Annotated in this window: 11 protein-coding genes and 1 tRNA gene; 9 read left to right on the top strand and 3 right to left on the bottom strand. The window is 70.8% G+C overall.

Annotated features, from left to right (window positions below):
• Positions 1-960, top strand: a 960-nt coding sequence (locus VGN18_RS09320; RefSeq protein WP_327539397.1) for a putative PEP-binding protein, incomplete at its 5' end; no start/stop codon positions are given.
• A 4-nt stretch (positions 961-964) separates the two neighbouring features.
• Here the strand turns inward: VGN18_RS09320 and VGN18_RS09315 are convergent.
• Entirely contained in the window at positions 965-1,867 is a 903-nt protein-coding gene (locus tag VGN18_RS09315; RefSeq protein ID WP_327539398.1) for an NAD(P)-dependent oxidoreductase, read from the bottom strand.
• Between the two features lie 46 nt (positions 1,868-1,913).
• Between VGN18_RS09315 and VGN18_RS09310 the strand changes: the two genes are divergently transcribed.
• From VGN18_RS09310 to VGN18_RS09290, 5 genes are read left to right on the top strand one after another with little or no spacing between them, the layout of a single operon-like run.
• Positions 1,914-2,408, top strand: coding sequence for a YbjN domain-containing protein (locus VGN18_RS09310; RefSeq protein ID WP_327539396.1), 495 nt, complete (start codon positions 1,914-1,916; stop codon positions 2,406-2,408).
• Between the two features lie 20 nt (positions 2,409-2,428).
• Entirely contained in the window at positions 2,429-3,682 is a 1,254-nt protein-coding gene (locus VGN18_RS09305) for a deoxyguanosinetriphosphate triphosphohydrolase (protein WP_327539395.1), read from the top strand.
• A gap of 57 nt (positions 3,683-3,739) precedes the next feature.
• The gene (locus VGN18_RS09300; RefSeq protein WP_327539394.1) at positions 3,740-5,221 is read left to right on the top strand and encodes an NAD(P)/FAD-dependent oxidoreductase; all 1,482 of its coding nucleotides are present in this window, start codon (positions 3,740-3,742) and stop codon (positions 5,219-5,221) included.
• A gap of 55 nt (positions 5,222-5,276) precedes the next feature.
• The gene (gene dnaG / locus VGN18_RS09295; RefSeq protein ID WP_327539393.1) at positions 5,277-7,148 is read left to right on the top strand and encodes a DNA primase; all 1,872 of its coding nucleotides are present in this window, start codon (positions 5,277-5,279) and stop codon (positions 7,146-7,148) included.
• Complete coding sequence (locus tag VGN18_RS09290; RefSeq protein WP_327539392.1) at positions 7,148-7,654, top strand: hypothetical protein; 507 nt, start codon at positions 7,148-7,150, stop codon at positions 7,652-7,654. The genes dnaG and VGN18_RS09290 overlap by 1 nt, the downstream gene beginning before the upstream one ends.
• Here VGN18_RS09290 and VGN18_RS09285 read toward each other — a convergent pair.
• Positions 7,651-7,893 carry a hypothetical protein gene (locus tag VGN18_RS09285; protein WP_327539391.1) on the bottom strand — a complete coding sequence of 81 codons (243 nt, stop codon included), beginning with the start codon at positions 7,891-7,893 and terminating at the stop codon, positions 7,651-7,653. The genes VGN18_RS09290 and VGN18_RS09285 overlap by 4 nt on opposite strands.
• 108 nt (positions 7,894-8,001) lie before the next feature.
• On the opposite strand from VGN18_RS09285, the gene VGN18_RS09280 reads away from it, so the two are divergent.
• Positions 8,002-8,074 (top strand) — tRNA-Asn (locus VGN18_RS09280).
• Between the two features lie 88 nt (positions 8,075-8,162).
• Positions 8,163-9,401: a tyrosine-type recombinase/integrase gene (locus tag VGN18_RS09275; protein WP_327539390.1), complete on the top strand. Its 1,239-nt coding sequence runs from the start codon at positions 8,163-8,165 to the stop codon at positions 9,399-9,401.
• 160 nt (positions 9,402-9,561) lie between these two features.
• Here the strand turns inward: VGN18_RS09275 and VGN18_RS09270 are convergent, their stop codons facing one another.
• Positions 9,562-10,170 (bottom strand): hypothetical protein, encoded by a 609-nt coding sequence (locus VGN18_RS09270; protein ID WP_327539389.1) that lies wholly within the window; start codon positions 10,168-10,170, stop codon positions 9,562-9,564.
• 124 nt (positions 10,171-10,294) lie between these two features.
• Between VGN18_RS09270 and VGN18_RS09265 the strand changes: the two genes are divergently transcribed.
• Positions 10,295-11,083 (top strand): Ig-like domain-containing protein (locus tag VGN18_RS09265; protein WP_327539388.1); only part of this gene is annotated, 789 nt, incomplete at its 3' end.

Below are 11,083 nucleotides of genomic sequence, written 5' to 3'. Positions count from 1 at the left end.
CTGTGCCGCACCGAGCACATGTTCCTCGGGGACCGCCGCGCGACGGTGGAGCGGCTGGTGCTGGCCTCGACCGACGCCGAGCGGGAGGCGGCACTGGCCGAGCTCCTGCCGCTGCAGCGTGACGACTTCGTCGAGATCTTCACGGAGATGGCGGGAGAGGCCGTCACGATCCGGCTGCTCGACCCGCCGCTGCACGAGTTCCTGCCCAACATCACCGAGCTGTCGGTCCGGGTGGCGGTCGCCGAGGCCCGGGGCGAGGCGCGCGAGGGTGACCTGCGGATGCTGCAGGCGGTGCACAAGTTGCACGAGCAGAACCCGATGCTGGGGCTGCGCGGGGTCCGGCTGGGTCTGGTCATCCCGGGCCTGTTCGAGATGCAGTCCCGGGCGATCCTGGAGGCGGCCGCCGAGCGGCAGCGGGCTGGCGGGGTGCCCCGGGTGGAGATCATGGTGCCGCTGGTCGGCGCGGTGCAGGAGTTCGAGGCGATCAAGGACGACATCATCAAGGTCGCCCGCGAGGTCCGCAGCGAGACCGGCCAGCACATCGAGATCCTGATCGGAACGATGATCGAGCTGCCCCGGGCCGCGCTCACCGCCGGCCAGATCGCCGAGTCCGCCGAGTTCTTCTCCTTCGGCACCAACGACCTGACCCAGACCACCTGGGGCTTCTCCCGCGACGACGTGGAGGCGGCGTTCTTCTCGCACTACCTGGAGAAGGGCATCTTCGGGGTCAGCCCGTTCGAGTCGCTGGACCGGGAAGGGGTCGGCGAGCTGGTCCGGATCGGCGCCCAGCGCGGCCGCGAGGTCCGTCCGCAGCTGAAGCTGGGCATCTGCGGCGAGCACGGCGGCGACCCCGACTCGGTGCACTTCTTCGAGCGCGTCGGGCTCGACTACGTCTCGTGCTCGCCGTTCCGGGTGCCGGTCGCCCGGCTCGAGGCCGGCCGCTCGGTCACCGACGACTGATCGCTCAGGTGAGCGCCGTGTAGACGGCGGCGAGGTCGTCCTCGCCGTGGCCCCGCTCGGACGCGGTGTCGAACAGCGAGCGCACGCCGAGCAGCATCGAGGTGTCGACGCCGGCGCTGCCCGCCGCGGCGAGGATGAGGTCGAGGTCCTTGCGGCCGCCGTCGAGCCCGAACGACGGCGTGAAGTCGCCCTTGATCATCGCGTTGCCCTTGAGCTGCGCGTACGGGCTGTTGGCCGGGCCGCCGTCGAGCGCCTGCAGGAACAGGGCCGGATCGAGGCCGAGCTGATCGGCGAGCGCGACCGACTGCGCCGCCGCCGCCGTGATCGACAGGATCCACGCGTTGCAGGCCAGCTTGAGCCCGCTGGCCCGGCCGAGCTCGTCGCCCGCGACGACGGTCTTCGAGCCGACCGCGTCGAGCACCGGGCGCACCCTCTCTACCGCCTCGGCCGGGCCGGACACGAGCGGCACCAGGTTGCCCTCCTCGGCCGGCTTCTTGGTGCCCAGCATCGGGGCGTCGAGCAGCGCGACGTCGCCCGCCGCATCGGCGATCCGCTTCATGCCCTCGGGGCCGACGGTCGCCGCCTGCAGCCACACCGCGTCGGCGCCGAGCGCGGCGACGAGCTCGGCGGTCACGGCCAGCACGGCGTCGACGTCGAACAGCATGGTGATCACCGCGTCGGCGCCGGTGACGGCCTCGGTCACCGAGTCGGCCACGGTGATGCCGTCGTCGGCCAGGGGCGCCGCCTTGTCCCGCGTCCGGTTCCAGACCGTGACGTCCAGGCCCTCGCGCTTCATCGAGCGGGCCATGCCCGCGCCCATCGTCCCGGTGCCGAGCAGTGCGACCTTCATGTCCCAGCCTCTCCGCGATTTCGCTGTTGTCCTAACCTTGGCCGCTCCGCCGGCGATTCAAACCTGGAAGTGAGCGGGGGCATGACCCGGGTACCGTCGAGGGGTGTTCCGCCGCCGCCCCCGCTCCGCCCCGCGCACGCACAACGACGACCTGCGGGCCGAGCTGGCCTACCGGGGCGAGCCGGACGGCGGCACCCAGGTCCTGCCGAGCGTCGCGCTCGTCCAGCAGCTGCTCGACGAGTTCGGCCTGAAGCACACCATCGACTCCGACGGCGACCTCGCGGTGCGCTGGGAGAAGTGCAGCGTCTACTTCTTCTTCTACGGCGAGCAGAACGAAGTCCTGCAGGCGCGCCTGTACCTCAACCGGAGGTTCAACGTCGAGGACCGCGGAACGTTGACCCTGCTGCTCGACGAGTGGAATCGCACCCGCCTGTTCGCCAAGGCGTACACGATCCTGCCCGATGACGGCATGGTCGGGCTGTGTGCCGAGCAGTGCCACGACTTCGAGGGCGCCACCCGGGCCCAACTCAAGTACGCGGTGGCGATGTGGATCGACACGCTGCTGCGCTTCGCCGACTGGATCGACGAGCAGATCTGAGCCTGACGTAGCGTTCGAGCGTGTCCGCAGCCGGTTACGACGACGACGCGCGGGCGCGCTGGGTCGACGAGCCGCCGAAACGGGCCGGGGCGCAGGCCGGGGCCGCCCGGCGCGACGACTTCGCGCGCGATCGCGCCCGGGTGCTGCACAGCTACGCCTTCCGCCGGCTGGCCGACAAGACGCAGGTGGTGGTGCCGGGCGAGGACGACTTCCCCCGCACCCGGCTGACCCACTCGCTCGAGGTCGCCCAGATCGGCCGCGAGATCGCGGCCGCGCTCGGCTGCGATCCCGACGTCGTCGACACCGCCGGCCTCGCCCACGACATCGGCCACCCGCCGTTCGGGCACAACGGCGAGACCGCGCTCGACGCGGTGGCCGCGGAGTGCGGGGGCTTCGAGGGCAACGCGCAGACGCTGCGGGTGCTCACCCGGCTCGAGGCCAAGGTGCTGCGCCCCGACGGCGCCCCCGCCGGGCTGAACCTCACCCGCGCCGTGCTCGACGCGACCTGCAAGTACCCGTGGCCGCGGGGCGAGAAGGTCGCGAAGTTCGGCGTCTACGAGACCGACCGGGCTGCGTTCGACTGGCTGCGCGGCTCGCTCGCCGAGGGGCGGCGCTGCCTCGAGGCCCAGGTGATGGACTGGGCCGACGACGTCGCCTACTCCGTCCATGACGTCGAGGACGGCATCCACGCCGGACTGATCCGGCTCGGCGCGATGGACGAGGCCGATCGGACCGCCGTCTGCGAGATCGCGGCCGACCAGTACTCAGCGCTGCGCGCCGACCAGTTGAGCCCGGTGCTCGACCGGCTGCTCGCGCTGCCGACGCTGCGCGACCTCGCCGCCTACGACGGCTCGTACCTCGCGCAGGCGGCGGCCAAGCGGGCGACCAGCGAGCTCACCGGCCGCTTCGCCGGCGCCGCGGTGACGGCCACCCAGGTCGAGTACGGCGCCGCGCCGCTGGCCCGCTATGCCGCCGACCTGGTCGTGCCGGCGCCGATCGCGGCCGAGTGCGCGCTGTTCAAGGCGATCGCGGTGCACTACGTGATGCGCCGCCCCGGCACGGCCGAGCGGCAGGCCGACCAGCGCCGGCTGCTGACCGAGCTGGCCGAGACCCTGCTCGACGGTGCGCCGGGCTCGCTCGACCCGGCGCTCGCGCCGGCCTTCGTCGACGCCGCCACCGACGCCGAGCGGCTGCGCGTCGTCGTCGATCAGGTGGCCCAGCTGACCGACTCCTCGGCCCGGGCCTGGCACGCGAGACTCGTCCGGCGCGACTGACCGGGGAGTATCTGCGACAATGAGTCCCAGACACATCCCCGGACTCAGGAGTGCCGCATGACGCCACAGTTCGACGCCGTGATCGTGGGCAGCGGGTTCGGCGGGATGGGTGCGGCGATCCAGCTGCGCCGCCTGGGCTTCGACAACCTGCTCATCCTCGAGCGCGAGGACGACCTCGGCGGCACCTGGCACGTTAACCGCTACCCGGGCCTGGCCGTCGACATCGCGTCGGTCACCTACTCCTACTCCTTCGAGCCGAACCCGTACTGGTCGCGGCTCTTCGCGCCGGGCGCCGAGCTCAAGCGCTACGCCGACCACGTGGCCGACAAGTACGAGCTGCGGCAGCACATGCGGTTCAACCAGGTCGTCCAGGGCGCGCTGTGGGACGACGACGGGCAGCACTGGACGGTGTCGATCGTGGGCGCCGAGCCGGTGACCACCCGCTACCTGGTCACCGCCACCGGCTTCCTCTCGCAGCCGAACACCCCCGACATCCCGGGCATCGACTCGTTCGCCGGGAAGATCATCCACACGACGAAGTGGGACGACTCCTACGACCTGCGGGGCAAGCGGGTCGCGGTCATCGGCACCGGCGCCACCGCCGTCCAGCTCATCCCCGAGATCGCGCCGCTGCTCGAGGAGCTCACCGTCTATCAGCGCACCGCCATCTGGGTGACGCCGAAGCAGGACGGCGCTATCCCGAAGCCGGTGCAGCACCTTTTCGCGAAGCTGCCGATCACCCAGCGGGCAGCGCGGCTCGCGAACACCAGCGCGCTCGAACTGCTGATGATCAGCGCGGTCCTGCACTTCAAGCAGGCCAACGTGCTCAACCGCGGCGCGGCCGCGATCGCGAGGGCCCACCTGTTCCGCCAGGTGCGCGACCCCGAGCTGCGGCGCAAGCTGACGCCCGACTACGACTTCGGCTGCAAGCGCCCGACATTCTCGAACACCTACTACCCGACGTTCAACCGTCCCAACGTGCACCTCGAGACCGACCCGATCGCCCGCATCGAGCCCGACGGCATCGTCACCCGCTCGGGCAGCAAGACCGGCATCGACACCCTCGTGCTCGCCACCGGCTTCAACCTCTGGGACACCAACTTCCCGGCGATCGAGGTCATCGGCCGCGGGGGACGCTCGCTCGGCAAGTGGTGGCGGGAGAACCGGTTCCAGGCCTACGAGGGTGTGTCGGTGCCGATGTTCCCGAACTACCTGACCCTCGCCTCGCCGTACTCGTACAGCGGGCTGTCGTACTTCACCACCATCGAGACCCAGATGGCGCACATGAAGCGGCTCTTCGGGGCGATGCGCAAGGCGGGCGCGGACACCTTCGAGGTGACGCCCGAGGCGAACCAGGCCTACCTGGACGAGGTCACCGAGAAGCTGGGCGATTCGGTGTTCTACCGCGGCTCGTGCGACACCGCGCGCAGCTACTACTACAACCAGCACGGCGAGGCCGCGATCCTGCGCCCGACCTCCACGCTGGCCGCGATCCGGCAGTCCCGCAGCTTCCCGACCGACGACTACGTCTACGCCTGACGCTCCTTGTCCACCGGCTCGCCGGCGGGTGGCGCGGGCGACCTAGAATCGGTGCGTGGCAGGGCGGATCCGGGACGAGGACATCGCCCTCGTCCGCGAGAAATCCCCGATCGACGAGATCATCGGCGAGCACGTCCAACTGCGGAACGCCGGCGGCGGCAACCTCAAGGGCATCTGCCCGTTCCACGATGAGAAGTCGCCGTCGCTATCGGTCACGCCGTCACGCGGGCTCTACCACTGTTTCGGGTGCCAGGCGGGCGGCGACGTCATCCGCTTCGTCCAGGACATCGAGCACATCGACTTCTCCGAGGCCATCGAGCGGCTGGCGGCGCGGGCGAACATCCAGCTGCGCTACGCCGAGGGCGGGCCGGCGCCGAGCCGCACGCACGGCCAGCGCGCCCGGCTCATCGAGGCCAACGCCGAGGCCGCGAAGTTCTACCAGGAGCAGCTCGGCAGCGCCGAGGCCGAACCGGCGCGGGAGTTCCTGCGCGCCCGCGGGTTCGACTCGATCGTCGCCGCCCGGTTCGGCTGCGGCTTCGCGCCCTCGGGCTGGGATTCGCTGACCCGGCACCTGCTCGCGCGCAAGTTCACGCCGCAGGAGCTCGAGCTCGCCGGGCTCTCCCGCACGTCGAGCGCGGGACGGCCGATCGACCGCTTCCACCGCCGGCTGCTGTGGCCGATCCGCGACGTCAGCGGCGAGGTCGTCGGATTCGGCGCGCGCCGGCTGTTCGACGACGACCGCGTCGAGGCCAAGTACCTCAACACCCCCGAGACGCCGCTCTACAAGAAGAGCCAGTTGCTCTACGGGGTCGACATGGCCAAGAAGGACATCGCCCGCAAGCACCAGGCCGTCGTGGTCGAGGGCTACACCGACGTGATGGCCTGCCACCTGTCCGGCGTCACCACCGCGGTCGCCACCTGCGGCACGGCCTTCGGCACCGAGCACGTGTCCGTGCTGCGCCGGCTGCTCATGGACTCCGACGCGTTCACCGGTGAGGTGATCTTCACCTTCGACGGCGACAGCGCCGGTATGAAGGCGGCCGAGCGGGCCTTCGGCGACGACCAGAAGTTCATGGCCCAGACGTTCGTGGCGATCGAGGCGACCGGCATGGACCCGTGCGAGCTGCGGATGAAGTCGGGCGACACCGCCGTGCTCGACCTCGTGGCCCGGCGCATCCCGCTCGTCGAGTTCGTGCTGCGCGCGACGACCGGACGCTTCGATCTCGACACGGCCGAGGGGCAGACCGCGGCGCTCGACCGCAGCATCCCGCTCGTCGCGCGGATCAAGGATCACAGCCTGCGCGACGAGTACGCCCGCCGCCTCGCCGGGCTGGTCGGCTACGACGACCCGATGCGGGTCGTCACCCGCGTCCGCGGCATGGTGCGGTCGGACGACAAGCGGGCCGTGGCCGAGGTGAAGGCGCCGGTACCGACGGTCGAGCGGGTCCGGGTCGACGAAGCCGTCGTGCTCGTCGAGCGTGAGGCGCTGAAGGTCGCGCTGCAGCTGCCCGCCGTCGCCGGGCCGGAGTTCGACGCGCTCGCGCCGGAGGCGTTCCTCGTCGAGGCGCACCGCCAGGTGTGCGCGGCCATCGCGGCGGCCGGCGGCACCGGGGCCGGGGTCAGTGGCCCGGCCTGGACCGAGCTGATCTCCTCCCACCTCGCCGACGACCGCGTGCGCTCGGGCGTGCACGCGCTGACCGTGGAGCCGCTGCGCTCCGGCACCGACGCGCAGGAGCGTTACGCCGGCGCGGTGCTCGCCCGCATGCACGAGGTGGTGACGGGCCGCCAGGTCGCGGCGCTGAAGTCGAAGCTGCAGCGCATCAACCCGCAGGAGCAGCAGGACGAGCACGCCCGGCTGTTCGGTGAGCTCATCGCGCTCGAGAGCTACCGGCGCGGGCTGCGCGAGCGCGCGATCGGCGGCGTCTGATGGCGCTGTTCGCCAAGCGGGAGAAGCCGCCGGTCGTCGACGGCGTGGAGAAGGACGAGCGGGTGCTGTCCTGGGCTGACACGTCCGACGGCGGTGCCGTCGTCGCGACCTCGCGCGGCGTGTGGTGGCCCGGGTCGGACGAGCACCGCCTGATCGCCTGGCAGCACATCGACAAGGTGGTCTGGCGCGACGGCATCATCGCCATCACCGAGGCCGAGGTCGTCGACGACCTGCTCGTCGACCGGCATCCGGTGTCGGCGTTGCTCGACAAGCCGCGCGACCTGCCGCCGGTGGTCCGCAAGCGGGTCGAGGCGAACATCGTCCGCTCCGAAGTGCTGACGGTCGGCGGGGGAGCGGTGCGCTTCGTCGCCCGCCGCGTGCCCGGCCGCGACGGCGTGCACTGGTGGGCCCGCATCGAGCCGGGCACCTCGGACACCGAGACGGTGCGGGCCGCGATCAGCGCGCGACTCGCGCTGCTGCGGGCCGAGGCCGAGGGGTCGCGCTAGCGGCGGTGGCCGTTGGCGGCCGCGGTCGGCCGATTGCCCGAGACCTTGGCGCTGAACGCCGTGCGGGCCTGCTGGGTGAACTGGTCGACCTGGGCCTGCACGACGCCGGCCGTCGCCTGGACGGTCTGGCTCCCCGCGACCCGGCGGGCCAGCCGCACGATCGACTCGTAGCGTTCCCGCCCGGCGCGCGCGCCCAGCGTGTATCCGGCAGCGGCGTAGACGAGATTCGACAGGCGCACGGGAGATCTCCAAGCAGGTTCGGTTCAACCCACCCTAACCCGGGAGCGCGCCGTGACCGCCGTGGGATATTCTTCTGCGGTTGCCCGATGAGGGCAGCGATGCGGTGATCCCCCGTAGCTCAATTGGCAGAGCATTCGACTGTTAATCGAAGGGTTACTGGTTCGAGTCCAGTCGGGGGAGCTTAGGGCCCGGATTTCCGGGCCTTCTTGCTTTTCTGGGCCCAGGAGTCATCTTTTAGTCATCTTTTATGGATGACGGGAGGTGGCTCGTGGGGCGCCCTCCGCTGCCGCTCGGCACTCCCGGCAAGGTCCAGTTCGTGCACCTGTCGAGCGGTCATACCCAGGCCCGGGTGCTGTTCCGGGACTTCGACGGCCGGGTGCGGCTGGTGTCGAAGAACGCCCGCACCCGCGCCGCCGCCGAACGCGCGCTCAAGGTCGCGCTCGCCGAGCGCCAGGCCCCGCCCGGGACCGGCGCCATCACATCCTCGACGCTCCTGTCCGAGCTCGCCGCGCTCTGGCTCGAAGCGCCGCACGGCTGGTCGACCGGCACCGAACGCACGTACAAGTCGGTCATCCGGAACCAGGTCGTGCCGGCACTCGGTGCGCTGCGCGCGCGTGAGGTGACGCCGGGAGTGGTGAGCCGAGCTCTCCGCGCGATTGCCGAGCGGCACGGACCCAGCGCCGCCAAGTCGGCCAAGGCGTGCCTGTCGGGAATGTTCGGGCTCGCCATCGAGGACGGCGCCATCGCCGCCAACCCGGTCCGCGACGCCTCAGCCCGCATCAGCGTGACCAAGAAGTCGCCGCGCGCGCTCACCCGCGAGGAGGTCACTACCCTGACCGGCTGGCTGCGTGCGAACGAACGTGCGCTGGCCGCCGACATACCGGATCTCGTGGACTGGATGCTGGCCACCGGATGCCGCATCGGTGAAGCGCTCGCCCTGCGCCACGGCTCGAACGGCGACGGCAGACCCCTCCTCGACCTCGACGCGAAGACCTGGGAGGTCAACGCCACGGTTGTGCGCGTGCCCAAGCAGGGGCTCCTGGTCCAGCCGCGGCCCAAGACCGCCGCCGGCTGGCGGGTCATCGCCGTCCCCGACTTCGCGGTCGGCATGATCCGCGCGCGACCTGCTCCCGGCCCGGGCGGGCTCGTCTTCACCGGTCCCGAAGCCAGTACACCGCGCGACCCGTCGAACGCCTCGGGCGACCTGCGACAGCTGCTCGACTCCTTCGACTGCGATGCGTGCCAATGTACCGGCTTCACCCTCGCGACGGACGGGTCCTTCGCACTCGGGATGCGCGGGCAGCGCGTCCGTTGCGACGCGGGTCCGTGGTCCTGGGTGACCTCGCACGTGTTCCGGAAAACCGTCGCCACTCGGCTCGACGAAGCGGGGCTGAGTCCCCGACAGGTCGCCGATCAACTCGGCCACGCCAACCCGTCCATGACGCTCGACGTGTATTTCGGTCGCCAGGTCGTCAGTGCCGAAGCAGCGAAGGCGCTCGACCGATAGGTCGTTCCCGCGGATCGGGGGTCGTGCGCTCGCGGCGAATCCGTTGACCTGTTCTGGTGCGCGATAGCCGTCTATGCGCGGCCGGGTCTCGAGCCACCCGCCGCGCATTGAATGCATAGGACGTTCGACGTCGACCGCCGTCTGATCTGCAGATCGATGCTCACCTGCCGGCACCGGGAACGGATCCGCCACTGGAGTGGGGGTGGCGCGTTGGTTTGACGTGAGGTGCACCAGGCGGAAGGATCACAAAGCGCCTCGAAGTCTCTTGCGCGCTGTCTCTTCGCAAGGAGTTCGTGTTGCCCGGTCGCCACAGCCGCCTGTTACCCGCGCGCATGTTGAGCAAGAAGATTGTCGGGGCGGGAGCATCCGGTTTCACCCTTGCTCTTGTCGTGGCCCCGTTCGCGCATGCCGACCCGTCGGTGCCAGAGGCCGCCACGACGAGCGCCGCGCCAAGTGGGGCGACAGCGAGCACCGATGTACCGAGCAGCCCCCTCTCGGCGACCGCCGCGTCCACCAATGCAGCGCCATCGACTACCGCACCGTCCTCGGCACCCACCAGCAGCGGCGCTCCCACTACCGGAACCTCCTCGACCGAAACTCCCACGCCCGCCCCGACGTCCCCGGTCGTCCCGAGCAGCACCGGCCCAAGCAGCGCCACGCCATCGACCCCGACCTCGACGTCCGGCTCGCCGACCAGCCAGGCGCCGGCACGACGAGCGGCCACCCCGAACTTCGGGTTGGGGAAGAACCCGATCGGCGCGAGCGTCACGGTGCGCGTCGACCAGGCAGCCGGGTCCTATGCGCCGCCCGGCGCGAACACTGCTGGCTCGAGCGTCACCCTCGTGGAGAAGGACGGCACCGGCGCGACGCTCTCGACCCGGCAGTGCGCCACAGTGGCCGACCCCGCGCCGAGCCCCGGTTCGAGCTGCGCCGGCACGTACGCGGTCGCTGCCGGCGACACGCTGACCCTCACCCAGACCTCCGCTGCTGCCCATTTTGTCGCCGGCGACCCGCAGACCATCGGCCCGTACCAGTGCACCGTCATCCCCGTCCCGCCGTTCATCGACACTTGCTCCAGCGGGCCGGTTCCCGTCACCGCGACCATCCGCGACAAGGGCCTGCCGCCCACGGTCACCGACGCCTCGACGACCGTCACAGTGCCCGAGAACACCGCCTCGAACGTGAACGTGGATGAGCAGCAGATCAACACCGACGGAGCGTCACCCACCGCGGTGGACGTGACGACCGAGCCTGCCCACGGCACCGTCGTGGTGGTCTCCGACGCGCCGCCGGTGGTGGTGGCGGCCGCAGTCACGACGCCGGTGACCGGCGCCTTCCACTTCGTCTACACCCCGACGCACGGTTACATCGGACCGGACACCTTCCAGTACACAGTCACCACAGTCAACGGCACCTCCGGCACGGCGACGGTCGATCTCCGGGTGGTCGGGCACGCCCCCACGCTGCGCGACGATTCAGCCTCGACCAAACACGGTGTCGCAGTCATCGAAGACGTGCTGGCCAACGACAACGCCAACGGCGGCGGCACACTGGTGCTGGACGCGGTGAGTTCGCCCCGCCACGGGAATGCCGAGATCGTCAACGGAAAGGTCCGGTACATGCCCGTCGCAAGCTTTAGCGGCACCGACCGATTCACCTACACCGCGAGCACCTACTCCGGG

The sequence above is a fragment of the Jatrophihabitans sp. genome, from assembly GCF_036000465.1.
Classification (GTDB): Bacteria; Actinomycetota; Actinomycetes; order Mycobacteriales; family Jatrophihabitantaceae; genus Jatrophihabitans.
This window is presented reverse-complemented; position numbering and strand designations above follow the sequence as displayed.